Origin of the sequence: Salinicola sp. CPA57, from assembly GCF_003206035.1 — a bacterium.
GTDB classification, from domain to species: domain Bacteria; phylum Pseudomonadota; class Gammaproteobacteria; order Pseudomonadales; family Halomonadaceae; genus Salinicola; species Salinicola socius.
Genome location: NZ_PZJR01000002.1, coordinates 51,266 through 74,589 on the forward strand (window position 1 = coordinate 51,266; position 23,324 = coordinate 74,589).

Below are 23,324 nucleotides of genomic sequence, written 5' to 3' on the forward strand. Positions count from 1 at the left end.
TTTGAGTCTTGGCGCTTGAGGGGCGCCGGGTGTCACTCTCGGTGCATAAGTACCGCCACGGATATTCCCAGCTTGCGCTGGTCTTGTATTCCCCGTTGTCCACCCGGCATAAAACCGATCGACCACCACAGGTACGATGCATGGTGCGCCGGTAGACGGGCACAAAAAATCCAGCGCTGACGGGGCTGGGAGCGGCGAGCCGCTTATGCTTTGAGAGTGCCTGAATGATGGCATGCGCCCCTCAAATGTCAATAGATAGAAACACCTGTAAGCGATTGGCGATTACCGTTCGTTACCAAACCTGCTAGGTTCAAGGCTCACCACTGACAGGAATGAGCCCATGGACCCGACAGATGCTTTCAAGCAAGTGGCCTATCTACTGAGCGCTCTCGGCGCGCAGGTCAATGCCTCCAACCCCGAGACCTTCAAATACAACATGAGCGAAATATTCAAGAAGGCGGAGAAGGACGGCGTTGGCGATGAAATACTCACGATCGTCTGGAATGCGGTTCGAGAGAACGAACCTCGTCCGAAATGAGAATTTGGCGGGGCAGCTCGCCCCGCCGCAACTCACTCCCCGCGTTCGCTCCGCAGAACCTTGATTTCAGCTTGCAGTGCTTTGAGATGGACTTCGAGACGGTCGAGCCGCTCAGCTAGCCGATCAGGACCGACCTTGATGGGCGCCTCAATACGCGAGGCACTCAACATACCTTCCGTTATCACGTGCATATCCTTACTCCTCTTTATCGTTTAACCCACCAGTCGACATCGAAAGATCGATGACGGGCACCCGTGTCGGGGTCGGTGTCTTCGTCGCCCCAGCGGGCGACGGTCACACCTGCATGCGACTCGAGCATGTCGCGCAATGCGACGACGGCGGCAATGAGTTGGTCGTCGGCATCCGCGTAGATATCGATCTGGATCGTGGCGTTGTCGATATCGGGCCGCTCCGCCAAGTATGTCTCCGGCGCGCCCGTGATGATCTGCCAAGTGGCGTAGGGGGTGGCGACGCCGGCGGCGGCTTTCCCGAACGGATAGACGCGGGGATCGTCACCGAACACGGCGCGGACGCCGGCATCTGCCAGGCAGGCGGAATACATAGGGACTGTTCGCATCAACTCCCCTCCGCCTTCTTGGCCGCGCGCTTGATGGCACGATCAACCGCTTTGCCGTATTGATTGACGAATTCCGCCGTAGCCGCGTCGATGCTGCTGGCGAGTGCCGTGCGCATGAATGGCTGCGCGCGCTGACGAGAAGTCCCGAACTCAAGAAAGCGCCAGTACCAGGTGTCGCCACCGGGATTACCACTGGAGCCATCGGTACCGTACTCCTTGCCGACTCGGGACTTGCGCCGGTTGAGCCGCGTATCGCCATAGGCCATCGCACCGCCCAGCACGCCGACACGGAACTTGAGATCCCCGGTTCGCTTGAAGTGCTTGCCGTCCCACCGCACGGCAATATTCTTGGCGATGCTCTCGTTAGTCGTGGGGTCGTCGACCCGCGCCGCGTTGGCCTTGGCCTGGTCGCGAACGAGGTTCGCGGCCTTGCGCAGCGCGAAGCGTCCGCCCTTGAGACGGACATCGTCGGAAACGCCTTTGAGCTTGGCGTTCAGCGCTTCGACGCCTTCAATTCTGAACGTGATGGAGTCAGCCATCATTGACTCCCTCGCTGCAGGGCAGCGTCAGGTACTCCCGGCCCGACTTGGCATCCGGCAGTACGCCTTCGATGTTGTAGACCTTGCCGCGGCTGACGGCGCGCATCTGCGCGGTCACGCCCTCGCGGTATCGGATGGTGATGCGGGTTGTGATTGAGGCTTGCGTTGCGCCGGCGGCGATGAACTCCCGAGCGCTGAGCGGCTCGATCGAGGCCCAGACCGTCGTGACCGACTGCCACTCTTCACTGATACCGCCCGTCTCGGGGTTTCGCCCAGCGACCTTCTTCTGCAGCTCGACGCGGTGGCGTAGCTTTCCTGCTTGCATGTCGCCTCCTCAGCGCGCCGGCGTGCCGTCGAGTAATGTCGCCGTTTCACGCTCGTCGTCCGGATCGGCTTCCTGAGCCAGCAGCATGTCGACCACGGCGCGGTTGGACTCGGCTAGTTCGGCCATGGCTGCCGTCTGGCGATCGAGCGCCGCGACCAGCTTGTCGATGTCGTTGGGCGCGTCGGAGTCCAGCGCTTCGTTTTGTCGCCGAAGATGCCCGCTGATCTTCCTGAGCCAGAAGACGGTGTCGCTCATGTCAGACTCCGATATCGGTTCGATACGGCCAGAGCAGCGCCTGGGCGCCATTGGGCATGTCGGTGGCGATGGTGCCGATGACAACATCCTCGCGGTTGCTGTACAGGTGCCCGAGCGTCAGCAGCATGGCCGCCTTCACGGAGGCCGGCATGACGAGCCCGTTGGGGTCATCGAGCGGTAGCGCCGAGTCCTGCGGGTAGAGCTTGCGGCCGAGGAATCGCTCGGCCGCATCCTGCGCCGCGTCGAGGTAGAGGCCGATGATCTCGTCCTCTTCGACGAAGTCGACATCCAGGCGCAGATGCCGCTTGGCCAGGGCGAGATCGATCAGGCTCATGACTTGGCGGCCTCGTCGTCTCCACCCTGCTCGCCTTCGGCCAGCTCGGGCTGGTCTGGCTCACCGCCTTCATCCGGGCCGCCTTCCCCAGCACCGTCTCTATCATCGGCGTCGGGGTCGGGATCGCCGCCTTCACCATTCCCGGTGCCACCTTCATCGCCGGCCGGTTTCTCGACTTCGGCAATGCGCTCGCGAAGCCTCGCTTCCTTCATGCGGTTGGCGTTGGGGATATCGAGTTCAGCCGCACGGGCGCGCAGCTCGGCGAGCAACACTTCGTCATCCCCGCCGCCCTTGGTCTCGGGCTCCATCGGTTTGACCTCGTGGCGCGAGACCAGGCCGTTACGCTCCAGCTGCTTCACGTGGAGATCGTCGGTCTCGAACCGGGTGCCGGCTTTGATGAGGCCTGTTTTACCGACGAAGGTTTTCAGTGCTGTCACTTTCATGGCAATGCGATCAGGGCGGGTTATCCCCGCCCTGCTCCCTGAAACGATGGGTTATGGCTTACGCCGCTCAGCCTTCGACGGTGTCCGGGAAGACGCCGGACACGAACGACTCCGGTCGATACACGGCCAGCGCCAAGCGCTCTTCGGCGCGAACGGTGACCATGTTCTTGATGAAGTTGTCGCGGTCTTCGGTGGAGACTTCGACGGTAGTCGTCTCGCGGTCGAAGATTTGCGCGCCCATGTTCCAGGCCCCGGTGAGGAACGTGCCCTCGGGGATCGCGTCGCTCTCGACCACCGGCAGGCCCCACAAACGCGGCTGCGTGCCAGAAACCGGGTTGGCGAAGATATAGGCGTTGTCATCGGTCTTGGTCAGCTCGATCGCTTCCCAGTCTGCCGGGTGCAGCACGATACCGCTGGCGCGGTACTGAGCCAGCCGCACCTGCAGGATGGCGTGACGCATCACATCGATGCGGGTATCACCGGCCTTGGTGCGAGCGGTGTTGTAGTCCGACGCCTGCGGCAGAATGCCGAAGAGGTTCTCGCCGGTACCATCACCCAGCAGCAGCTGCTGGTCTTCAACGTAGGCCAGGCCATAGCGCAGGCGACCATCGATGTAGCTGGCCAGCTGCGGTGTGTCGTCAAGGATCTGCTTGGTGGCCTGCACCCAGTGCGCGATGGTGCGCACGTTGGCGTTCGCCAAACCGAACTTGATGTCGGATTCCGCCTTGAGCGTGGTTTCCGGCGCCGGCGCGGCGTTGTTGGTGAACCCGGTTTCCTGCACGTACTCGATCGAGCTGGAGATCGTGCGCCCCGGCATGATCAGGCTGCGGACGGTCAGGACTTCGTCCGGCGAGGAGATGATCCCCGGCAGGCGCTGCGGGCGCACCAGGTCACCGGCGGAACCGCCATCGCCCACGCTGGTGATGGCCTTGACGTCGATACGACCAGAGGAGCCGCGACGATCCTTGATCAGGGACTTAGTGCCTTCGGACTCGGCGACGGATTCGCCCCAGCTCTTGGCCTTGGATTCCTGCTTGCCGCGCCGGGAGTTCTTCTGTTCCAGCTCGGTCAGGCGGTCCTGCAGCTCGGTGCCGTTCTTGGCGAGCAGTTCGAGGGCACCCTTGGTTTCCTCGGCCATCTTGCCGGTGTCTTTGATCTCCTTCTGCGCGTTTTCGCAGAACTTCTTGATCTCGGCATCACGGCTGTTCAGCGCCTCGATGAGCTGCTTCATGCTCATCTCTTCCGGCTTGCCACCGTCGCCGCCAGACTTGCGGCCGAGTTCGAGGATCGTGCGTTCGTGCATTCCCATGGGGTCAGTCTCCGAATGAGGGAAGTGTGAAACCGCTCAGCGCGTCGCCGAGGGCTTTGAGTTCCGCCGGGTCAGGGTTGCCCGTGTCCCCGGACTCACTCCGGAGCAGGTGCGAAAGCCCACGGTTGGCGATCACCGCGGACTGTGTCTTCGAGAAGCCTGCCTCACGCAGGAACCGCTCGAAGTCAGAAAGGTTGGGCAGCGTGCCGTGGGCGATTGCGAACTTGACCGCCTCGACTCGGGCTTCGTCGTTGGCCGGGAAGGTGACCAGCGAGATCTCCATCAGCTCCAGCTGCTTGAGCCGGCGCACTTTCTGCGCTTCATCGAAGCTGTCGTCGATGACGTAGTAGCCAATCGAAAGGCCAGAGACGGCGCCCGCTTCCATCAGGGCGTGGGCTTCGCCCGCCTGCCGGACGGTGTTCTTGAGTAGTTGCCCTTCGACGTAAAGGCCGCGCTCGTCTTCCTCGAGCTTGGTGTAGACGCCGATCGGTTCGCCCTGGCGGTGCTGCCACAGCACTGGCACCTTGCGGCCACTCTCGGATATGGCCTGCAGGCTGTTGGCGAAGGCGCCGGGTTCGACGATTTCGCCGTAGCTGTCGACGTTGCCGAACACGCTGCCGTAGCCACTAAAAAGGCCGTCATCGCTGACGGCCTTGATAGAGAGACTGAAGTCTCGAATTTTTAGCGCTGCCTTCTTACGTTTCACGGGGCGTCTCCTCGTCGAGTAGCCAGGCCTTCAGTGCCTGCTTGGCCTGCTGGTCGTCGGTGTTCTGCCCGAGCTGGGACAGGCTGATCAGGTTCGATTGCACCGTGAGTACGTCGCCACCATCGACGGGCGGCAGGTTCTCGCGGGCGCGGATCTCGTTGCGGGTGTTGATGCCGTTCTGGGCGAAGCTGGCGTAAAGCGCGGCGCGGCCGGCGCTGTCCGCGCGCAGCAGGCCTTCCAGGTTGAACTCGGCAAACAGCGTGCGCCGCTCGGTGCGCGTCAATAGCTGACGCTTGACCGCCTGCTCGATGCGCGTCAGGTACGGGCGCAGCGCGTAGGTCAGAAACGCGATGTTCTGCTGTTCCAGGCCGGTGCCCCAACTGGTCGACTTCTCGGTGTGCCCGATCATCCAGGGCGGCACGCGGAACCAGCGGCAGATCTCTTCGATGTTGAAGCCACGGGACAGCAGCATCTGCGCGTCTTCAGGCTTCAGCGACAACGGCTGATAGGTGAAGCCGCCTTCCAACAACATCGTCTTGCCGGCGTTCGATGAGCCGGTGAACTGCTGCAGTGCCAGGTTGAATTTCTTGCGCTGCTCTTCGTTCAGCACCTTGTCGGCTTGAACGAAGCCGGCAGTCTGCATGCCGTTGGCGAACGTCTTGCCGGCGGCTTCGTCCGTTGCCATGGCGATGCCCATGGAGTTACGGGCAAAGCCGATCGGCGATAGCCCCACACGGCCGCTAACGCCAAACCCTTTGACGTGGAAGACATCGGCCTCGGTCAGTTCCTCGCGCCCGTTCTCGCCGTTGTAGACGAAGATCAGGTCGCCGTTGTCGTTCGGCTCCGGGTCGTTCATGTACTCCGGGTTGAGTGGCTCCAGCGCCACGATAGTGCCGACGCCGTTGCGGTCGATGCGCGAGTAGTGATTCCCCCACAGCGCGATATGCGCGATGACGATCTCCCAATACTCGACGGCCGTCAGGTTGGCGTGTGGCTGATCGTGCAGGAGCGTGTACAGCGGGTTGCTACTGACGGCCTTCTTGCTGCCATCAGCGCCCCGTTCATATAAACCGAGCGGCAGCGTGGCGACCGTCTCCGAGAGCAGCCGAACGCAGGACCACACAGCGGATAGCTGCAGCGCGGTCTGCGCGGTGACGCTCTTGCCGGTGACGCTTTCGCCGCCGTAGTAGGACGCCCAGAAGTCGCCATCGGTGAGCCGGATGGTCTTGCCGATCCATTTGCGTGTGGCGTTGAACAGGCCCATCAGGCGATCACCATGTTGTTGAGGAAGTCGTCGAGGTTCTCTTCACCCTCGAGCTCGGTCAGTGTCAGCGAGGTGGCCATGACGGCGGCCACGATGCCGTCGACGCGGCCGGTCGACTTCGCCTTGTTGATCTTGCGGTTACCCGCCGGGTCTTCCTGATAGACGGCGTTGGCGGCGCACCAGGTCAGCACAGGCTGGCTGTTGTGTCGTAACTCGCCGTTGATCAGCCGCCGCTCGAACTCGTCCACCGCGGGCGACATGTCCTTGAAACCTTGCCCGACCGGCTTGAGCGGCGGCAGCGTGACGCCTTCCTCGGTGATCAGCGATTGCAGATCCTCGATGCGCCAACGGTCATAGCCGATCGCCTGCAGGTCGAAGCGCGCGGTTAGCTCGGTGAGCTGCTGCAACACGAAGCGCTTGTTGATGGCCTTGCCGGGGGTGGTGTTCAGGTGGCCGTTATCCCGCCACACCAGATACGGCACGCGGTCGGTCTCGGCCTTGCGCTGCAGACCGTCATCCGGCAGCCAGAACCACGGCACCATTCGCCAGTGTGGGTCCGCTTCGGTTGGCTCGAACATCAGCACCAGCGCGGTGAGATCCTGCGTGCTCGACAGGTCGAGACCGGCAACGCAGCGGCGATCTTCCAGCAGCGATTCGTCGAAGTGCTTATCTTCGGCGGCGATCCAGGCATCCCGGCTGATGGCGGGGTTGTCCGCCTGCACCCACTGGCAGAAGTTCAGGCGCCGAACGGTGGCCTCTTTCGAGGGCATGCCGCGCGCCTGGGTGACCTGCTCGCGTAGATACTTGAGGCCGGGGATACCGTAAGCCAACGAGGGGTTGGCCTTGTACCAGCAGTCCTCATCACTGAACGGATCGTCGGTCTCATCGAGCCCGCAGACGAAGCCGAAGAAGGCGTCGTCCTGAAGTGCGTCGCTGGCGACCTTGCCGGCATAGTCATGGTAGTCACCGCACACGGTGAGCTTGTCGGTGCCGCTGTTGGTGATCATGAAGATGATCGCCTGGTCGCGACTCTTGGTGCCGGCCCGCATCATCTCGACGACCATCGCCGTCTTGTGCTCGTGGATCTCATCAAGCAGCGCGACATGCGGGCGCGGTCCAGACTGGCCGTCGTCCGCCGCTACCGTGCGGAAGAACGACGACGTGCGGTGAAACGCGAGGTTGTACTCCTTGCCCGCCGCGCCGGACTTGGCGATGCGAGTGGCCAGCAGCGGCGACTGATCGACCATGGCGACGGCATCGCGGAACAGGATCTGCGCCTGGTCTTTCTTCGTCGCGGCGGCGTAGACCTCGGCACGGTTCTCACCGTCGGCCACGAGCCCATAGAGCCCGACGCCGCCGGCCAACGGCGACTTGCCGGAGCCTTTGGCCGTCTCGACGTAAGCGACGCGGAATCGGCGCCAGCCGTCCGGTCCCATCCAGCCGAATAGCGACCCGATGATGAAGGCCTGCCAAGGCAGCACCTTGAACGGCTCGCCTTCGAAGCGGCCGCCGTTGAGTCGCAGCACGTCTTCGAAGAATCCAATGGCGTGTTGGGCGTGCTCGAGGCTCCAGGTCAGGCCGCGCTCGTGCCCCTCTTCCAGATCCCGCAGGTGGCGGGCGCAGGCGTTGCGAACCTGTGGGCCGGCGATGATGTCACCGGCTGCCACGGCATGAGCGTAGGCCGTCGCGCGGTCGTCAGAGACCGTACTTTGCGGCGGTTTCCTTTTGCTCATTGGGGAAGAGTTCTCCTTGCCCGACCGTGCCGGTGCCGAGCTTGGCGCGGGCGCTGGGGTTGAGGCCGAACGAGTTGCCGGCGGTGCGCATGCGTTCCTCGGCACGGTTTGCGATTTGCATCCAGACGCTCATCTGCTTGTAGCCGCTGGGCGTGTTCATCACATAGCCGGAGTCTTCGGCGGCGGTGATCTTTTCCCGCGCGTGCTTCCAGTCGGCCCAAGCCTGGCAGTAGACGGCCAGTTCGCCGCGGTCGACCTTGGTCATCAAGCCGAGCGTGACCAGGTCTTGGACGATCCGCTTCCACTCAGCCTTGGCGTCCTTCGTCAGAAAGCTCGGGCACGGCGGCGCTTCGGCGTTGAGCGTTGGCGCCGCGTTGTCGTGCAGCTCGTGCGCCGACTTCTTGGATGGGTTGCCGCGCAGTGCGTGGACGTTCGCCGGTAGCGCTCGGCGACCTGAGTTACGGTTGCCCGCCATGACGAACCTCCTACTGTCGTGATAGATTCGGGATACCCACCTGCTATACCCCCCTGCCATTTTTCCCGCTTTCACAAAAGGAGATGAGCGGACGGTCTACAGCGCTGACCCTCTGAACTTTTGACCCGCCCCCGGCCCCTCAAACGCGAAAAATTCGCATTTCTAGAAATCCGACGGAATCGCGGGTCAGGACCAGTGATGCCCTGGGTCGGTCGGCACACCGTCGAGATCGCAGCCCGGCAGGCTGCCGCCGTTCTCGATGCGCTTCTTCTCGATGTCGTGGCACGGCTTGCACAGCCCTTGCCAGTTGGATCGGCGCCAGAACAGCTTGAGATCACCACGGTGCGGCGTCTTATGATCGACGACAGTCGCCGCCGTGACGCGCCCACGACGATGGCAGAACACGCAGAGCGGATGCTCCTGCAGGAACTGCTCGCGCGCCTTGCGCCACTTGTGGCCATAGCCGCGAGCGTTGGCATTGCCTCGGTTATCGTTTCGAGTCGATCCGGCTGTAGAGACTGGCACTCTGAGTGTCGGCTGTGAGCTTGGCATTGCGGTTGCCCCACTGAGTCGAACCGAAGAAATAGTTCAAGACCTGAGTCATCGCCGCCGTCAGAAAACCCAGCACGTACATGCGGATGTTGTCACTGAGACCATCAATCGGCATGAATGCGATAAACCCAAGCATCACGATTCCACCGATAAGAACTCCAGCAGCCAGCCAGTTCTGAAACTCGCCCTTACCAGCTGCCAGCGCGGCTTTCTGTAGTCCACGCGCGCTGTCTCGATCACCAAGCACGGCGCGATGCATCTCGAGCTCTAACTCCTGAATCTTCAGGTACCAGTCGCGATCATTCTCGATCGATGCAGCGACACTCTCTGGCGTCGGAGAGGTACCAAGCAACGAAGCCAAGGCGGAACCAACAGCTCCTCCGGCCTTACCCGCCAATGCAGCACCCACCGCCGGCGCGGCCTTGCCTACAACGTCACCGATATCAGACCAGTTCATGGGTCCTTACCCTCGAGTACAGTCACGCGCTCTCGCAGCGTGCGGATATCGCTACGCATCGACGTGATATCCCGCTCGGCATCCGCCTTGGGGTAGTACTTGTCAGATTGCGCCCGCAGGTCAGTCTGGATCTGCGCCAACTGGCTCTGAACGCTGATCATCTTCTCGTCCTGCCGCGCGAATCCCTCGCGCACATCGACGACGCTACTGCCGAACCACAGCAGCGCGGCCACAATGACAGACAGCAGCACCGTCTGTAGGTGTCGTTCCATGATCGGGCGCGAACGGACGGACGGCATGTCCTGTTCCTCACTCATCGCGCGGCCTCGGTATAGAGATTGATGGCGCGCTGGGTTGATAGCGGCCCTGCGATTGCGTTTCTCAGATTCACGATCCGGCTGAACCAGCCATACGTGAACGCCTCTTGTGATGGGCGTTTTCGGGACAACTCACGGCAGAACGCGATGCGGCAACCATTGATCGCCTCTGCCAGCACGTCGATGCCAGCAGCACCACGTGCGATCCGGAATCCGTCCAGCGCGGCCAGCGTCTTGCCGCCGACAGCGCCGTCCTCGACCACATCCGGATACAAGCGCTGCTGATCGTTCAGCGCGTTCAGCGTCATCTGCAGTTCTAGGCCGGACCGACCCGGGCCACTGTTCACGCCATAGTCGAACAGGTAGCTCGTCAACGCCTCACTGATCGGCTCGATGCTGTCGAGCGCCAGCGAATCCCAATAACGACGCTCATAGATCGACACGGCCAGGCTCAACGGGAAGTCGCGCATGTCGCCGATATAACCCTCGGCTCTCGCGACTGCCTCGGTGATGCCATAGCGGGTTGGCCCGCCGTGATCGGCCGGATGATTGACGAACCCGCCCTCACGGTCGATCACTTCAGCGATCAGCCGTTGTTTGAGCGTCGTCGTCATCACCAACCTCGAATAGGTGCCCGGCGAGTGCCGGGCGGCTGTCCACCACAGACAGGAGCAACGTAGTGACCCGAATAGCGCCCAAAGAAAACCCGGCTCGAGAGCCGGGTAAGGGGAACCACCATGGACGCTGCGGGCATAACTCTGTGAAGTCTGACTGTTTTATATGCCCCGAGTGCACTGGCATCAACGGGTCGGTAATGCCAAGACCGCAATACGCAGGGCTTAAACCGTGGTGAGCCCATAATGCGCATATATCATGCCCGCTTCTTTCGCTGCCACTGCTCGGTCAGGTAGCGCTGCAGGGCCAGGTGAAGTGAGTCGATCCGCTTGTAGTAAGCCCGCTTGGCAATGCCGAGGCGCTCGCACTTCGCTTCGCTGTAGCCGCCGTCGCGGTAATGCTCGAACGCCATCATCCGGTGGCGCTCGTCGATCTCCTTCAGCGCGCACTCGGTATCCCAAGCCAGGTCGGAAAGATCACCGCCGAATGGCGTGGTCGAACGCTTGGGGCCAGAAGCGCGAGGAGGCACACCACCGAACTCCATTGCCTTTGCCAGCATAGACGGCGGCTGGCGCGTATCACCCGGTCGGTCGAACTCTTCCGCCCAATGCTGCAGCAATCTGTCGATTTCGTAGATCATTGGTTTGCTCCGTTGCGAGTGGTGGTCGCGTTTCGCCTGGTGGCGACAGGCGTTCAGCCCGGGGTGAGGTATTTCCGCTGCGGCGCTTGCTCGCCCATGCGCCGCTGAATCTCTGCTTCGACCTGCAGGTAATTGGCTCGCGTCAGAAGCGGCTCGAGCATCTTCATGACTAGCAAGAATTCCGGCAAGGAATCGCGAACCAAGACCACCCAGCGAGAGAGATCAGATCCCGCCTCGACGGCAAAGGCAAACAGATAGGCATCAAGCTGTGGCGCATCGTCGACTAGCTCGCTGGCCTCATACCAGGTGAACGCGCCCTCGTTCTCTTCAACCTCCTCAAACCCCACACGATGCCAAGCAACAGCTTGACTACCATCGCTCGGCACCCAATCGTTGATGGTTTCGGCGATCTTGACCAACCCGCCGTTCTCGATGTGATAAACGCTCATCCGATTACTCCTATCTGGTTCAACTAGCGACTGTCACAGGTGTCACAGGTGCTGGTTTAGACCTGTGACACCAAAACCCCTTTTGAAACAACGTTGTCACACTTGTCACAGGTGTCACACAAGGAAAATAAATATGAATGCGTGCGCACGCGCGTGCGTGTATGTGCGCGATATACCTGTGACACCTGTGACACCTGTGACACGCCTGAATCGTAAGGACTTTTTTTAAAGACGACCTGTGACAAAATCTGTGACACCTCAGTGGACCTGTGACAGATCATCGTCATTTCTCCTCTTCTGGATCAGCGCCAGGGCGCAGGTAGGGCCGGATTCTCTGGCCGGTGATGGCCGAACGCTGCTGCTTCTGCTTGAGCCAGCCAAGGTGCCGCATGATGTTGCCGACTCGCCGCTGCTCCTGCATGCCCTGCCGACCAACGTCGAGGCGCAGCGCGTTCTCCATGAGTTCGCGCGTCGTCACCTTGTTTATCATGTCGGCACGAGCGCCACCGTTGCGCCAATCGGGATAGGCGTTGGCCTGCGCCTTGCCATCCAGGTAGTCGCAGATGCGCTCCTCCCATGGGTCCTCCAGGTATCGCTGATCCTGCTCCTGCTCTGCTTCGCCCTTTGGCACATCCCACCACTTGAAGCCATCCCGATAACGCCTGACGGCCTCCGCCCATAGCTGGACCCGCCATTGCTCGATATACCCCACGTCAGCCTTACGGCAAGCCACGGGTAGAAAGCGCCGGGCACCGGTCGAATCGATCAGATATTCAGTGGCGTTGGTCGTACCGATGAAGATGCATTGCCGAGGGTGCGAGATCGGGCGGACGGCATAAGGCGGCCGAAACTTGTCGTCGCGTCGCGTTATCGCCATTTTGACCATCGTGATATTGGCTTTCGAAAACGACTGCAGCTCGCCGATCTCGACCGCCCAGGCGCCCTGAATCGTGAGGAAGAAATCCTTGTTGTCCGGGGCCTCGGATAGCTCGACATACCACTGAGCGCCGAACAGCTGACGAATACACGTCGACTTGCCCAACCCCTGCCCGCCCTCGAGGATCACCATCTCATCGACCTTACAGCCCGGGTCCATGATCCTCGCGACCGCCGAAACCAACATCGCCTTGCCAAGGTGAGCCGTGTACTCGGTCGCATCCGAACCGAACACATCCGACATCAGACCAGTCAGGCGGTCAACACCATCCCACTCGGGCAACAGCTCGAGGAAGTTGCGCACCGGGTGATACCGGAACTCGTCAGCGACAGTCATCGCCGCCTTGTCCGCCGTCGGCACATGACCCATGCCCATGCTCATCTTTTGCTGCAGCCAGACCAGCGCATGCCCTGCATCGGCATCGCGCCACGATCCCGCCTCCCCGTTCGGGAAGGGCGGTGCCCGCAGCTTGTCGACCTCCCGCGTGAATTCGTTGAACGCCAACATGCCCTTCCATACTGGATGATGCTTGAAGATTTCGTAGGCGTTGGAGAGCTCCGGCTTGATAGCCCCCTTGTCGGTGAAGCGCAGCCGCTCCATTAGCGCATCGAGTTCCGCGTCATGGTCCTGAGGCGGCTCATACCCCACGTTAGGCTTGCGCCCCTCATCGGGGTTTTGATCATTGCTCGCCGCAAGGCTTTCGGTGGAGTATGAAGGCTCATCATTCGCCGCCTCGACCGCCCGCAACAACTGCTCGCGCACAGCAGGCAGCCCCTGCGCCACGCGCAGGTCATTCCAATCTGCCATCAGGCCACCTCGCCAAGCGTCGGGAACACCGCAACCGCGCCCAGGCCGCGCGCGACTTCCTCGGCTTTCTTGCGACCTGGGTTCTTCGGGTTATCCGGATCGTCGTCACCCGCGATCACCAGCCGATGCTCCGGATACGCCAGCCGCAGTGTCTGCCCTACGCGCGCCAGGTTGCCCGAATCCAGCGCCACCGCCACCGGCCAGCCGGTCGCCTCGAATACGCTCGCGCCCGTCGCATAGCCTTCGACCTCGGCGATCGTGTCGACGGTAGACGGGTCGCCGATCAGATGAAAGCAGCCGGCCTTACGACCGTACTTCGGGAACAGCTTCTTGCCCTCGGGCTTGATCACCTGCAGCGACCACACCTGGCCGGTCCCGTCGCGCAGCGGTATGACGATGTCACCCTTCTTGATCAGCAGGAACGACAGATGATCCGGGCGCTTGCCCGCCATGTCGTCGAAGAACCGCTTGACCTCGGGCCCCGGCCACACGTCCGCACGCTGCGCCTTGTCGTCGATCGCGATCAGCACCGAATGCTTGGGGAACGTGACCCCGTGCGCCTGCACTTGCTTCGTGCCGAGGTACTGGCTGGCACCGGTCGGCTGCACGTGCTGTTTCAGCACCAGCCGGCACGCCATCGCCACCTGCCGCTGCATCGCATCACGCCGCGCATCATCCGCCTCAATCTCGGCCTGTCGCGCCTGCCGGCGTTTATCTGCCTCTTCACGCATCTGGCGCTTGTCCGCCGCGCTCATCTCCCGGCGTTGCGGCTTCCAGCCATTGCGCTTCGCCTCATTGACGACGAACCCGAACGACACACAGCCCAGACTCAAGCTGCGCCAGACCGCCTTGGCATCCGCCGCGCTGTAGCTCTGCCCGCCTTGGCTCCACGCATCCCATGTGTCGAAAGCGTCCTCGCCGAACTCGCTTTTCAATGCATTGCCCACGTTGATCCATAGATCGCGGTCGTCAGGCGCAATAAAAGCGACCACCTGGGCCGCTTCGTCCAACGTCGTGATGAGATTCACCGGCGCCCCTCCTTTCGCGACTGACACTCGAAACACCGCAGCGCGTACGGCATCCGCTCGCGCCGCGCCGCGGGGATGTCATCGCCGCAATCGACGCACTCGTCATCCATCGGCACCACATGCCGACGCGGGCCGTTACGTTGGGCCAGGGCCCGCTCGACCGTCTCGTCGATCAGGTCTCGGGCGATATCCGCGTTATCGGCCATTACTCGCCCTCCTCGAACTGCTGCGCCGCCAGTTCCACGGCCAGTACGTAAGACATCAAGCGGCGCACGCGAAGGCTTAGTTCCCGCGATTCATGCACGTCGAGAATCTTGTCGTTCAGGCTCTCGGTCAGCGAACGCAACATCTCGAAGACGCCTTCCTGCAGCTGCGTGATCGAGCCGAGCATGCCCAACTCCGGCTCATCATCGGCCAGGTCCGCAGGGATCACCCAGATCGCCCCGCCGGCTATCTCGCCGAGGCTATCCAGCACGCGCGGGTCAAGCGTCGTCGACAGCACCGCTTCCAGGTCGTCGATGTTCGCCTTGTGCGGCTCGTGAGTCGGGCTCAGCTTGTGCTGCAGCGTGGTCGAGTTGAGACCATGCACCGCGGCAACGGCCTTGATGCCGCCAGGGTAGTCCCGCGCGGCGTGATAGAGGGAAAGGTTAAGCGGAAGCACCTCGGTCGAGGCGCGTTCACGGGAGGACATCCACTGCTTGCCCATGGCATTACTCCTGAATCGTTGCCATGCGCCACGGTCTCTAGGTGGTGTACTATTGAGACCGTGGCGCAGACAGCTTTATTGGTTTGCTCTTCTGCGTCACACAAAGCCCTGGGAAGGCAGATCTGTGGTGGAGAAACCTTCCCAGGCACCGCCAGACTGAGCATTCGCTCTACCCGGCACCCTCAAGCCGCTCGATTTCGACCGAGCGACTTGATTTCATAAAAACGGTAACCGCAGGGTTGATCTGCGTCCACGGCTACGAACAAGGCCCGTTTGGAACGGAGCATCTGAGATACGGCCCCTTGGGTCATACCCATCATATGCGCCACCCGCTCTTGCGAGTGCTGTTCAACGAATTCCTTGAGAGTCATGTCGGACGCCATAGCCACATCCTGGTTTATCGTTGCCCAACAGTAGCCCAGCTAATTTATTGACGCAACAAATATTAGCTAAACGTCTTGTTCAGACACGGTCAAAATATAAGCTTGGGTAATGCCACAGATCGACTTATCCAAGCCCCATCTCGACGTCACCAGACAAGAGCACGCCCGTCTGCGTGAGATATACGAGAATCGGAAAACGCGGGCAAAGCTCCTCAAAAAGCCTTTCAGCCAAGAACTCATAGCTGAGATGTGCGGCTGGTCGGGTCAAAGCGCAGTCAGCCAGTATCTTACCGGGCGACTGACTCTCAACCTCGAGGCACTTCTCAAGCTTGCCAAGGCTCTGGAATTCGACCCAGCAGAGGTTAGCCCTCGGTTGGTGGAAGAAATGCCGACGACCTATCGCTACCATGTACCCAAAAGTTCCGAAGGCGTCGCCGAAAACGCGTCGGTCCTCGGCTACACCGCTCGGCGTCTACCCGTCATAGGGCAGGCATCCGCAGGCCGGCTTCTAGAGATTTTCGAAGAACAAGACATAGAGGAATGGGTGACCGCTCCTGGACCTACCGGACCTCGGGCATTTGCACTTCGTATCGAAGGCATCTCGATGGAACCGAAATTCGTCGACTCTGACAAAGTCATCATCGACCCGGATCTTGAGTGGAAAGTGGGAGACTACGTTTTCGCTCGCAAGGACGACAATACCGGCACCTTCAAGCAGTTACGCAAGGAAGGTGAGGATTATTATCTGTGTGCTCTCAACGAGAATTTCTCGCCACGCTACCTCCGCATGGATCATGACTGGATTGTCGTTGGCAAAGCCAAATGGAAGCTTGAAGACCTCTAGCGACATCCTTCGCTAAAAATATTAGCCTGACTGTTGACTGATAATAACAGCCAGACTAATCTCGACCTGTACCTCCACCACAGGTCGAGCCTTCGAAATGCAAACCAATACCCGCAAGACCCCGGGCCGGGTGTATCTGCACCCGGCGTCGGGCTCCAACCCCGAGAGCATCCAACGCATTCAGCGTGAAACCGGCATGCTCGTTGTCCTCGGCGCCAACGCCGCCCGCCTGATCCCGATGACCGCGCATAGCGGCCAGGCGGTGACGGCATGAACCGCTCTCAAGTTCTTGCTCTGCACAAGATGTGCGCGGAAGGCGGCACGCTAACGCTACCTGCCACCCACGGCCCGGTTACAATAGAAGTCACGATCCGACAACGACCAAACCGGCCGGATCGCGCCGACGCCAAATTAAGCGACGCCCCGAACTCATTCGTAAAACTCAACGATTTTCCTCGCCAGGAACTCTACTGGGAACTCCTTGACCGCCTCAAAGACGAGTACAACGTCACCGAGGTGGAAGCATGACAGTCCTCAGCTACCCCGCTGCCGCCCCGGCGATCACCAGCGGCATGCGCGCCCTCATGTATGGCGTTCAAGACCTATCACTGGACGTGAGCGCACAGGGCGAATACTCGGTTCACGTTTATCTCTGGGGCCACACCTACGAGCTGGACATCCGCGTCACCAAAGCGCCTCACAAGCTCGGTGCCCAGTCGATCTGGGCGAAAACGATCTACCTGCCCCGCAATCACGATGGCCGCCCCGCACTCTCGGAAACCGCGCTGGATGATCTCAGCGAGACCATCGCCTACCTGCAGAGCCTGCTGATCAAGCCGGAGGCCCGCGCATGAACGCACCCGCCCTCGATCTCATCACCCAACTGGCACCGTCCCGCTGCGTCATCCTCGGCTATTTGCCACCGGTCCAGCACGCCGCGCAGGTCGTCAGCACCACGCTCGATGGCAAACACTACCCGCTCACCATCGAGAGCGGCGGCGAAGTCATCGCAAGCGGCCATGTCGAGCGCACCTGCGCGGGTATCTCGCTCTGCATCCAGAACTCAAAGGGCCAGGTGCTGGTGAACCAGCACAACGCCAACGACGCGGATGCAGCCTGGACGCTGGGCCAACTGCTGCGCCGGCTCCAACACTGACGGAGGCCACCATGCGCTACGACCTGCAAACCGCCGCCAAGTTGCTCGGCACCGGCCGCACCACGCTTTGCCGTCAGCTACGCGAACGCCACGTCTTCGACACTCACAACCTGCCGGAGCCGGAACACGTCCGCCGCGGCCGGTTCACCGTCGAGATGAAATCGGTCGTCAATTCGGGCCTTGGCCGTGAGGTGCCTTACGGCAAGACGCTGGTGACGGAACGCGGCCTGCTCTGGCTCGCCGGTGAGCTGGGCGTACGCATCCACCGCGAGGCGGCGAACGATGCCTGAACTCACACCGCCCGCCTGGCAGAACGAAGACGCCAGCAACGACAGCAGCACCGTCGCCCTGCTGTTCGAGCAGTTCGGCGACGTGCTGATCCCGCTCGAAGCCGTCCGCGCCCGCTACTTCCGCAACCTGGGGCCGGACCGGTTCCGCCGCGCCATCCGCGAAGGCCAGATCGATCTGCCGGTCACGACGCTGGATAGCAGTCAGAAGGCGCAGGGGTTCATCTGCATCTACCACCTCGCCGTGCTTATCGAACGCCAGGCGCACGACAGCGTGCGCCAACTCAGTCCCCGGCAATGGAGCTACTACCGCCGCGCCATTCCGACCACCGAGCACGAAAAGCCGCCATCACTGGTCGGCTAGCACCGGCTGAGCGAACGCCCAGCCAACCACCACACCACGAGGAAACCAATCATGAGCCAGAACCAACCGACCACCACCGGTACCGGAACCAACCTCGCCGAACTGCTCGACGATCTCGATGCCGGCGTCTTCCACCAGAAGATCGGCCACGCGCTATCTGCCGTCGCCACCGGCGTCGTTCAAACCGGCAAGGCCGGCAAGGTCACGATCACGCTGGACGTCAAACAGATCGCCAGCTCCAGCCAGGTCGATGTCAGCCACAAGCTGACGTTCGTCGAGCCGACCGCCAAGGGTAAGCGCAGCGAAGAGAACACCACCTCCACCCCGCTCTACGTCGGCAAGGGCGGCAAGCTGACGCTCTTCCCGGAGAACCAGGGCAAGTTCCAGTTTGATACGCAAGGCGATGCCGAGAAGGCCGGCCAGAACGCCAACGCCTGACCCAGTTGTTGCATGACATGCAACAACTCAGCCCGACGCCGGGCGGGCCAAGCCCGGCACCACCACACCAAACCAATGAAGGAATCACCCATGTTTGACGCCGACGCAATCGACAAGCTGCAAGACCTCGTCCAGGCCGGCACGATCGGCCACCCCGGCACCCACGTGCCGACCATGCTGGTCCCTCGTGGCTATGATCTCGTCTCGCTCGAAAAGTACATGGAGAACCCGGGCCGCTTCCGGGGCAACTTCGCCACCACCTCCATCGAAGACTACGCCGCCTACGTCAACGACGAAGACGTATCCCGTGTCTTCGTCGATATCGACAGCATGAAAGCCAAGGCATTCTTCGACCTGGGCACGCATCTGGACCCCGGCCATGCGGACCACACCGCCACACTCGCACTCGACAAGACCGCTCCCTTTGCCGCCCTGCTCAACGCCAATGGCACCGCCTACGCCCAGAAAGACCTGGCCGCGTGGATCGAGGACTGGAACGGCAACATTGAAGGCGAGGACAGCACCGGCGAAAGCATGAGCGCGAACCAGCTCGCCGCCGCCGTCCGCCGTATCGAGATCAAAGCCAGCAGTGAAAGCACCCACGAGGACAGCGACTGGAGCGCCAGCCGTTCCGGCCTCGACCGCCTGGACGCCACAACCGGCGCCCGCACGCCCTCGATCATCCGTTTCACCTGCACGCCCTATGAAGGGCTCTCGCTGCGCACCTTCACGCTGCGCGTCTCGATCATCGCCGACGACCAAAAGCCCAAGCTCAAGCTGCGCCTGATCGGGCTGGAAGCCGTGAAAGAAGAGATCGCCCAGGAGTTCAAGCGCGTACTCGCCAGCCACCTCGACGAACACACCACCCTCCTGCTCGGCAACTTCAATAAGGGCTGAGCCCCAGCGGTCAAGGAATCCTTGACGACTGACCACCCGCCGCCGACCACCACCGGCGGCGGGTCTCCACCACAAGAGAGCAAACCAATGCGACTGATCGAAATCGTCTACAGCCACCGACTCTTCGACGAACGCCTACCCAGAGAGATATTCGGGCCCCTTGGGTTCGACGTGCACACCGAGTGCCACGAACCGCCCATCGACCCCGAAGACATCGACCAAGAAGCGTTCGAAACCTACGCACGAAGCCCCGACTCTTATATCGCCAGCCTGCCTTTTGAGGTGCCCGCAGGTTTTGGCGAAGCGGTTCGCTACGAAAGCGAGGACTGCACCGTCCTGCTCGCGCTCAAGCCGCTGACACCGCTCGCCGAACTGCTGCTGGCGCAGGAAGAAACCGCCGCACCGCTCGCCGCCATCGCCCACGAACGTCGCCGACAGGTCGAGGCCGAGGGCTGGACGGTGGCGCATGATGACGCGTATGCCGAAGGCATGCTGCTTGCCGCCGGTTGCTGCTATGCGAATCGCTCGGTTGAGCAGTTGGTTCATCCACATCTGGCGGCCAGTGGCACACCGATAGGCTGGCCTTGGCATGACACGTGGTGGAAGCCCAGCGACAACGCCGGTCGCAACCTCGAAAAAGCCGGCGCCCTCACCCTCGCCGAAATGGAACGCCTAGCACGTGCCGAGCAACGCGCGGGAGGTGCCGTCTGATGGCCAACAAAGGCTTCATCGTCGAACACCCCCACACCGGCCAGCGCGTCACCGTGGCCGAGATGGAAACGGAGTTCGGCATCAACTTCGAGACGCTCGCCGACCGCTGGAAGAAAGGCCACCGGGGCGACGACCTCATCGCACCTGTGCCGGAACGCCGCAAGAACAACAGCGAGCGCTTCACCGCGAGCTACAAGCGCGCACAGTCACAACGCCAATTCACTCGTTGGCTCACCACGCCCAGCGGTCGACTTTCCACCCGACTGTTCCGCGACTACGCCGGAGGTGCGGCATGAGCCTCTCTTACGAAGCCTGGCGAATTACCTTCCAGAGCTCCGAGCAGGCGGCACGGGCCGCTTATCAGGCAGCCACTAAGCACGCGGCAGAATGTGACGCCCTGGCGGCGCATGTTGATCGGCTTACTGATCTGCTGAAAGAGCATCATGGCGACTTCATCGGTGATGGCTCTGAATCTTGGGACGAAGAAGATTGGGACGGGCGTGTCGCCTTCGCCTTGGAAGACACCCCCGAAATCAGCCTAGCCCAGCGCGACGAGCAGATCCGAGATCACACTTCCCGGTGCCAGACAGCCGCCTGCTGCGCAATGCTTGCCCGTCAGAACGATCTCACGATGGTCGAGGAAATCCTGATCGCCGCCGGCATGACTGAACCATCCGACTTTATTGGCTGCACGGAAGAGGATATCGACGAGATCGCTGCGTTACAGCCGCGCCGCATTCGCGTCATTGAAGTTCAGACAGATGCGGGAGCCGACGAATGAACCAGTCAGCCCAGCGGCCCATAAGCCAGTACCCGCAATTCGAGGTGATCGAGTTCAGCAGGCGCCGCCTGCAGCGTGGACTCGCACCGCTCAGCATGCGTGTCGTTCACGGCGAAGGCGACGAGGACGTTCACTGGCTCTCGCCGGAAGAGCTACGCCGGCACATCCAGCAATACGGCCCGCTCGAGGCACTGCTCGCCGGCCAGGAACTCTACCGCCGCCGTGGTGGCGCCAGCAGCCGGGGGGATCTCGAATGAGCAGCAAGCACACCCTGATTACCGCGATCGCCGGTGCGTTCGGTACCGGCCTCGGCTGGAAGAACCGCAAGCCCAAAGCCGCACCCGAGATCACCGCCGAACCGATCCGCCCCTACGTCGCCGAGCGCTTCCCGGCGGATAGCAAAGGCCGCAAAGCCGCCGCCGCTGACCGACGCACCCGCCAGAAGGCCAAGCGCGCCGAGCAAGCCCGCCGCCAACGGGAGGGCATGGAGCGATGACCGACTTGATCCAGCACTACAGCATCGACCTCGAGACGCTAGACACGTGCAATAACGCCGTCATCCTCACGATCGCGATTGTGACCGACCAGGGCGACGAGCTGGTGCTGTCACCCAACCTCAACCAGCAAATCAGTGACGGCCGCACCGTCGACGCTGGCACGTTCAGATGGTGGCTCGGTCAGTCCGAAAATGCCCGCCGATCGATTATCGAGTCCGAAGAGCTTCCATGCGCGGCGGTACGCCGCCGGGTTCTTGAATTCTTCAATCAGAACAAATTGCGCAACGCTCCATCGTGTTACGTCTGGGGAAATGCGCCCTCGTTCGATTGCGACATCCTCGCCGACTTCCTATCCGGCGGCGCGTTTATAGACGATAAGCCACACAAGCCATGGCCCTCCTGGGTCGAACGCGACGTGCGCACGGCTCGCATGATCGTCGGCCGAACCGAGCCCGAAACCGCCCACGATGCGCTGTCGGATGCCAAGGCCCAACTGGCCGATGTTAAGAAATTCGAACAGTTGGTAGGTACCAAGGCGGTGGAGCGATGAGTGGCATTACACCGAACAGAATGCCACGCCAGGCACGGATGATCGTGATAGACACGGAGGGCCGCCATGCTCGCGCTTGATCATCTCACCGTCGAGAAGTTTGCCGAGCACTCCGGCTACTCGGCCGAAGCCGTGCGCGCCAAGATCAAACGAGGCCAGTGGCGCGAGGGGCACGAGTACAAGAAAGCGCCTGATGGGCGCATCCTGGTATCGATTCAAGGATATGAACAGTGGGTAAACCGACCGACTTCGACGGCGTCCGGGCCGCTTCGGCCAGCACAATCGAGATCGATTTCTACTACCAGGGAGCGCGCTGCCGCGAACGAATCAAGCTGCAGCCCACCCCCGCTAATCTGAAAAAGGCGGCGCGCCACCGCGCCGCAATCCTCGACAGCATCGACAACGGCACCTTCGACTACGCCGTCACCTTCCCCCGCAGCAAGAACGCCCGCCGCTTCATCCGCGGCGATCGCTTGGATCACTACCTGCGCGCCTGGCTGGACGGAAAGCGCCCCACGCTCAAGGCCTCGACGATCCAGACCTATGAGAAGATCATCGAACAGCTGATCGTGCCGGCCCTAGGTCACCTGCTACTGCCCGAAATATCGCGCCCAGCGGTCAGAAACTGGATCGCCACGCTCACGTCCGGCAACAAGCGCATCGGCAACATACTCACCGTGCTGCGCGGGGCGATGGGAGACGCCGCGCACGACGAACTGATCCAGACCAACCCGCTACATGGCTGGCACTATCGCAAGCAGGAAAAGCCCAACCCGAGTAAAGGCCCCGACCCATTCAACCGCGACGAACAGGCCCGCATCCTTGGCGCGATGCGAGACGAGGTGCGGCCGCTATTCCAGTTCGCGATCTGGACCGGGCTACGCCCCAGCGAGTACATCGCTCTCGAGTGGAGCGACATCGACTGGGATCGGAAGGAGGTCAGGGTGACGAAATCCAGCACGGCGGCCGCCAAGGGAGAAATCGAAGACACCAAGACGGCGGCGGGAAACCGCGTCGTCGCCCTGCTGCCACCGGCGCTGGAGGCGCTCAAGCGGCAGAAGCAATACACGCTGCTCCATCCCTCCGGAAAGGTGTTCCTCTGGCCGAAGAGTCAACTGCCGTTCAAGAGTGATTCAGACATTCGGGAGAAGCTCTGGCGACCCGCAGTGAAGCGATCAGGCGTCCGGTACCGAACCGCCTACCAGACTCGGCACACTTACGGATCGATGATGCTCTCGGCCGGCGAGCCGCTCGCCTGGGTCAGTAAACAGATGGGACACCGGGACGTAGTATTTACCGCCCGCACCTACGCCCAGTGGATCCCCAACGCCTCGCCCGATCTGGGGCTACGCGCAGTCGAGATGTTCACGTAGCACAGTCAGCATTTGGTCAGCATCTTCCGCTAAGTGA

38 protein-coding genes are annotated in these 23,324 nt (G+C 61.8%); 17 read left to right on the forward strand and 21 right to left on the reverse strand.

Annotated features, from left to right (window positions below; translation table 11 throughout):
* The first annotated feature begins 340 nt into the window (after window positions 1-340).
* Window positions 341-538, forward strand: coding sequence for a hypothetical protein (locus DOM36_RS02135; protein WP_110641008.1), 198 nt, complete (start codon window positions 341-343; stop codon window positions 536-538).
* Between the two features lie 205 nt (window positions 539-743).
* On the opposite strand, the gene DOM36_RS02140 is transcribed toward DOM36_RS02135, so the two are convergent.
* The 21 genes from DOM36_RS02140 to DOM36_RS02240 all read right to left on the reverse strand — a co-directional run bounded on the left by DOM36_RS02140 (window position 744) and on the right by DOM36_RS02240 (window position 15,006).
* Window positions 744-1,115, reverse strand: a complete 372-nt coding sequence (locus tag DOM36_RS02140; RefSeq protein WP_110641010.1) for a DUF3168 domain-containing protein — start codon at window positions 1,113-1,115, stop codon at window positions 744-746.
* Window positions 1,115-1,654, reverse strand: a complete 540-nt coding sequence (locus DOM36_RS02145; protein WP_110641012.1) for an HK97-gp10 family putative phage morphogenesis protein — start codon at window positions 1,652-1,654, stop codon at window positions 1,115-1,117. The genes DOM36_RS02140 and DOM36_RS02145 overlap by 1 nt, the downstream gene beginning before the upstream one ends.
* Window positions 1,647-1,979: a phage head closure protein gene (locus DOM36_RS02150; RefSeq protein ID WP_110641014.1), complete on the reverse strand. Its 333-nt coding sequence runs from the start codon at window positions 1,977-1,979 to the stop codon at window positions 1,647-1,649. The genes DOM36_RS02145 and DOM36_RS02150 overlap by 8 nt, the downstream gene beginning before the upstream one ends.
* A 9-nt stretch (window positions 1,980-1,988) precedes the next feature.
* Window positions 1,989-2,234: a hypothetical protein gene (locus DOM36_RS02155; RefSeq protein WP_110641016.1), complete on the reverse strand. Its 246-nt coding sequence runs from the start codon at window positions 2,232-2,234 to the stop codon at window positions 1,989-1,991.
* 1 nt (window position 2,235) lies between these two features.
* Window positions 2,236-2,568 (reverse strand): head-tail connector protein, encoded by a 333-nt coding sequence (locus tag DOM36_RS02160; RefSeq protein WP_110641018.1) that lies wholly within the window; start codon window positions 2,566-2,568, stop codon window positions 2,236-2,238.
* On the reverse strand, window positions 2,565-3,011 hold the full coding sequence (locus tag DOM36_RS02165; protein ID WP_110641020.1) for a hypothetical protein: 447 nt from the start codon (window positions 3,009-3,011) through the stop codon (window positions 2,565-2,567). The genes DOM36_RS02160 and DOM36_RS02165 overlap by 4 nt, the downstream gene beginning before the upstream one ends.
* 67 nt (window positions 3,012-3,078) lie before the next feature.
* Complete coding sequence (locus DOM36_RS02170) at window positions 3,079-4,320, reverse strand: phage major capsid protein (protein WP_198651172.1); 1,242 nt, start codon at window positions 4,318-4,320, stop codon at window positions 3,079-3,081.
* 4 nt (window positions 4,321-4,324) lie between these two features.
* On the reverse strand, window positions 4,325-5,026 hold the full coding sequence (locus DOM36_RS02175; protein WP_110641022.1) for an HK97 family phage prohead protease: 702 nt from the start codon (window positions 5,024-5,026) through the stop codon (window positions 4,325-4,327).
* A complete protein-coding gene (locus tag DOM36_RS02180) occupies window positions 5,016-6,290 on the reverse strand; it encodes a phage portal protein (protein WP_110641024.1) in 1,275 nt (424 codons plus the stop codon). The genes DOM36_RS02175 and DOM36_RS02180 overlap by 11 nt, the downstream gene beginning before the upstream one ends.
* Window positions 6,290-8,023, reverse strand: a complete 1,734-nt coding sequence (locus tag DOM36_RS02185; protein WP_110641026.1) for a terminase TerL endonuclease subunit — start codon at window positions 8,021-8,023, stop codon at window positions 6,290-6,292. The genes DOM36_RS02180 and DOM36_RS02185 overlap by 1 nt, the downstream gene beginning before the upstream one ends.
* A complete protein-coding gene (locus tag DOM36_RS02190; RefSeq protein ID WP_110641028.1) occupies window positions 7,986-8,498 on the reverse strand; it encodes a phage terminase small subunit P27 family in 513 nt (170 codons plus the stop codon). Before DOM36_RS02190 ends, DOM36_RS02185 begins: the two co-directional genes overlap by 38 nt.
* A gap of 186 nt (window positions 8,499-8,684) precedes the next feature.
* Complete coding sequence (locus tag DOM36_RS02195; RefSeq protein ID WP_232823703.1) at window positions 8,685-9,023, reverse strand: HNH endonuclease signature motif containing protein; 339 nt, start codon at window positions 9,021-9,023, stop codon at window positions 8,685-8,687.
* Window positions 8,986-9,507 (reverse strand): hypothetical protein, encoded by a 522-nt coding sequence (locus tag DOM36_RS02200; protein WP_110641032.1) that lies wholly within the window; start codon window positions 9,505-9,507, stop codon window positions 8,986-8,988. Before DOM36_RS02200 ends, DOM36_RS02195 begins: the two co-directional genes overlap by 38 nt.
* Window positions 9,504-9,806 carry a hypothetical protein gene (locus DOM36_RS02205; RefSeq protein WP_157958534.1) on the reverse strand — a complete coding sequence of 101 codons (303 nt, stop codon included), beginning with the start codon at window positions 9,804-9,806 and terminating at the stop codon, window positions 9,504-9,506. The genes DOM36_RS02200 and DOM36_RS02205 overlap by 4 nt, the downstream gene beginning before the upstream one ends.
* Window positions 9,807-9,820: 14 nt before the next feature.
* The gene (locus DOM36_RS02210; protein WP_110641036.1) at window positions 9,821-10,438 is read right to left on the reverse strand and encodes a glycosyl hydrolase 108 family protein; all 618 of its coding nucleotides are present in this window, start codon (window positions 10,436-10,438) and stop codon (window positions 9,821-9,823) included.
* 257 nt (window positions 10,439-10,695) lie between these two features.
* Entirely contained in the window at window positions 10,696-11,079 is a 384-nt protein-coding gene (locus DOM36_RS02215; protein ID WP_110641038.1) for a hypothetical protein, read from the reverse strand.
* Window positions 11,080-11,132: 53 nt separating this feature from the next.
* Window positions 11,133-11,528 carry a hypothetical protein gene (locus DOM36_RS02220; protein ID WP_110641040.1) on the reverse strand — a complete coding sequence of 132 codons (396 nt, stop codon included), beginning with the start codon at window positions 11,526-11,528 and terminating at the stop codon, window positions 11,133-11,135.
* Between the two features lie 283 nt (window positions 11,529-11,811).
* Window positions 11,812-13,272, reverse strand: a complete 1,461-nt coding sequence (locus DOM36_RS02225) for a virulence-associated E family protein (protein WP_110641042.1) — start codon at window positions 13,270-13,272, stop codon at window positions 11,812-11,814.
* On the reverse strand, window positions 13,272-14,300 hold the full coding sequence (locus DOM36_RS02230) for a PriCT-2 domain-containing protein (protein WP_198651173.1): 1,029 nt from the start codon (window positions 14,298-14,300) through the stop codon (window positions 13,272-13,274). The genes DOM36_RS02225 and DOM36_RS02230 overlap by 1 nt, the downstream gene beginning before the upstream one ends.
* Complete coding sequence (locus DOM36_RS02235; protein ID WP_110641046.1) at window positions 14,297-14,506, reverse strand: TraR/DksA C4-type zinc finger protein; 210 nt, start codon at window positions 14,504-14,506, stop codon at window positions 14,297-14,299. The genes DOM36_RS02230 and DOM36_RS02235 overlap by 4 nt, the downstream gene beginning before the upstream one ends.
* On the reverse strand, window positions 14,506-15,006 hold the full coding sequence (locus DOM36_RS02240; RefSeq protein ID WP_110641048.1) for a phage regulatory CII family protein: 501 nt from the start codon (window positions 15,004-15,006) through the stop codon (window positions 14,506-14,508). Before DOM36_RS02240 ends, DOM36_RS02235 begins: the two co-directional genes overlap by 1 nt.
* 492 nt (window positions 15,007-15,498) lie before the next feature.
* Between DOM36_RS02240 and DOM36_RS02250 the strand changes: the two genes are divergently transcribed.
* From DOM36_RS02250 to DOM36_RS02320, 16 genes are all read left to right on the forward strand, one after another.
* Window positions 15,499-16,233 carry an XRE family transcriptional regulator gene (locus tag DOM36_RS02250; RefSeq protein ID WP_110641050.1) on the forward strand — a complete coding sequence of 245 codons (735 nt, stop codon included), beginning with the start codon at window positions 15,499-15,501 and terminating at the stop codon, window positions 16,231-16,233.
* Between the two features lie 97 nt (window positions 16,234-16,330).
* Window positions 16,331-16,507, forward strand: a complete 177-nt coding sequence (locus DOM36_RS19935; protein WP_157958536.1) for a hypothetical protein — start codon at window positions 16,331-16,333, stop codon at window positions 16,505-16,507.
* Window positions 16,504-16,761, forward strand: coding sequence for a hypothetical protein (locus DOM36_RS02255; protein ID WP_110641052.1), 258 nt, complete (start codon window positions 16,504-16,506; stop codon window positions 16,759-16,761). The genes DOM36_RS19935 and DOM36_RS02255 overlap by 4 nt, the downstream gene beginning before the upstream one ends.
* Complete coding sequence (locus tag DOM36_RS02260) at window positions 16,758-17,087, forward strand: hypothetical protein (protein WP_110641054.1); 330 nt, start codon at window positions 16,758-16,760, stop codon at window positions 17,085-17,087. Before DOM36_RS02255 ends, DOM36_RS02260 begins: the two co-directional genes overlap by 4 nt.
* Window positions 17,084-17,389, forward strand: a complete 306-nt coding sequence (locus tag DOM36_RS02265; RefSeq protein WP_110641056.1) for a hypothetical protein — start codon at window positions 17,084-17,086, stop codon at window positions 17,387-17,389. Before DOM36_RS02260 ends, DOM36_RS02265 begins: the two co-directional genes overlap by 4 nt.
* Window positions 17,390-17,400: 11 nt before the next feature.
* Entirely contained in the window at window positions 17,401-17,679 is a 279-nt protein-coding gene (locus DOM36_RS02270; protein WP_110641058.1) for a phage antirepressor KilAC domain-containing protein, read from the forward strand.
* Entirely contained in the window at window positions 17,672-18,040 is a 369-nt protein-coding gene (locus tag DOM36_RS02275) for a pyocin activator PrtN family protein (protein ID WP_110641060.1), read from the forward strand. Before DOM36_RS02270 ends, DOM36_RS02275 begins: the two co-directional genes overlap by 8 nt.
* 51 nt (window positions 18,041-18,091) lie before the next feature.
* The gene (locus tag DOM36_RS02280; RefSeq protein WP_110641062.1) at window positions 18,092-18,478 is read left to right on the forward strand and encodes a hypothetical protein; all 387 of its coding nucleotides are present in this window, start codon (window positions 18,092-18,094) and stop codon (window positions 18,476-18,478) included.
* A 90-nt stretch (window positions 18,479-18,568) separates the two neighbouring features.
* A complete protein-coding gene (locus DOM36_RS02285; RefSeq protein ID WP_157958537.1) occupies window positions 18,569-19,375 on the forward strand; it encodes a DUF2303 family protein in 807 nt (268 codons plus the stop codon).
* An 87-nt stretch (window positions 19,376-19,462) separates the two neighbouring features.
* Window positions 19,463-20,086, forward strand: coding sequence for a hypothetical protein (locus DOM36_RS20245; RefSeq protein ID WP_198651174.1), 624 nt, complete (start codon window positions 19,463-19,465; stop codon window positions 20,084-20,086).
* Window positions 20,086-20,382, forward strand: a complete 297-nt coding sequence (locus DOM36_RS02295; protein WP_110641066.1) for a hypothetical protein — start codon at window positions 20,086-20,088, stop codon at window positions 20,380-20,382. The genes DOM36_RS20245 and DOM36_RS02295 overlap by 1 nt, the downstream gene beginning before the upstream one ends.
* The gene (locus tag DOM36_RS02300) at window positions 20,379-20,867 is read left to right on the forward strand and encodes a hypothetical protein (RefSeq protein ID WP_110641069.1); all 489 of its coding nucleotides are present in this window, start codon (window positions 20,379-20,381) and stop codon (window positions 20,865-20,867) included. The genes DOM36_RS02295 and DOM36_RS02300 overlap by 4 nt, the downstream gene beginning before the upstream one ends.
* Window positions 20,864-21,124 (forward strand): hypothetical protein, encoded by a 261-nt coding sequence (locus tag DOM36_RS02305; RefSeq protein WP_110641071.1) that lies wholly within the window; start codon window positions 20,864-20,866, stop codon window positions 21,122-21,124. Before DOM36_RS02300 ends, DOM36_RS02305 begins: the two co-directional genes overlap by 4 nt.
* Window positions 21,121-21,363, forward strand: coding sequence for a hypothetical protein (locus DOM36_RS02310; RefSeq protein ID WP_110641073.1), 243 nt, complete (start codon window positions 21,121-21,123; stop codon window positions 21,361-21,363). Before DOM36_RS02305 ends, DOM36_RS02310 begins: the two co-directional genes overlap by 4 nt.
* Window positions 21,360-21,914, forward strand: coding sequence for a 3'-5' exonuclease (locus tag DOM36_RS02315; protein ID WP_110641075.1), 555 nt, complete (start codon window positions 21,360-21,362; stop codon window positions 21,912-21,914). The genes DOM36_RS02310 and DOM36_RS02315 overlap by 4 nt, the downstream gene beginning before the upstream one ends.
* A 230-nt stretch (window positions 21,915-22,144) precedes the next feature.
* A complete protein-coding gene (locus tag DOM36_RS02320; protein ID WP_110641077.1) occupies window positions 22,145-23,287 on the forward strand; it encodes a site-specific integrase in 1,143 nt (380 codons plus the stop codon).
* Window positions 23,288-23,324 lie beyond the last annotated feature (37 nt).